Annotated in this window: 1 protein-coding gene; it reads right to left on the bottom strand. The window is 54.7% G+C overall.

Annotated elements, in window-relative coordinates:
* On the bottom strand, positions 1-805 hold an 805-nt coding region (locus ACO0LG_RS29510), incomplete at both ends, for a hypothetical protein (RefSeq protein WP_423032182.1).

Genomic DNA, 805 nt, shown 5'->3' with positions numbered 1-805 from the left:
TGCCAACTGACACCTGCGGTGCAGATGCCGTGATACTGCCTTTCAAGCCACTGCCTGTGCTGGCGGTGGATGCTACTGTAAATACACCACTGGCTTGTGAGAGCACGGTGTTGCCGGCAATGCTGACTACGACAGAAGTTGTGTATTGACCTGCCGGCGCGGCACTGAGATTGATACTGTAGTTGTAGTCTTGTGCGGCATTGGCTGCCAGGCTGACCAGGGTTTCGGTTTTAGTGAAACGCGTGCTGCCATCCGGGTTTTTAACCGTAACAACGACCTGCAGATTATTGGCTGCCTGGTTGGTTGTGGCATTGGTCAGGCCCTCATGCAGTTTGACGATATCGGTCGGTGCATAGCTGCTCTTGTCAGTATCAATGACGGTGTTCAGTTTAATTTGCGGTGTAGCCAGCGTGAAATTGGTTTGCGCCAGGGTCACTGTGTTGGCACCGAAAGTAGCAGTCAGGGTCGCCACATAGGTGGCACCAATGTTGCCAGTGGCTGTCCAGGTGGTGCTGCCACTGTAGGTGCCGCCTATTGCAATGGTGCTGGTATAGGGGAACTGGGCGACGACTTTTTGACCAACGGGGTCAATAATGTTGACGCTCAATGCCTGGTTTGTCAGTGCGCTATTGCCTTGGTTATTGGCGCTGAAGTTAAGTGCCAATGCACTGCCCACGGCGACCTGCGCCGGGCTGACGACGACAGTTCCTGTCAGGCCACTGCCATTGCTGGAAGAAGCTGTCACCGCAAAGCTGCTTGTAGACTGCACCGTGGTGGTGCCAGCAGTTGCTGTGACCTTGACTGC

The organism is Undibacterium sp. Ji42W (assembly GCF_049340405.1).
Classification (GTDB): Bacteria; Pseudomonadota; Gammaproteobacteria; order Burkholderiales; family Burkholderiaceae_D; genus Undibacterium.
Note: the sequence above shows the minus strand (reverse complement) of the source record. Positions and strands in the feature narration are given on the sequence as shown.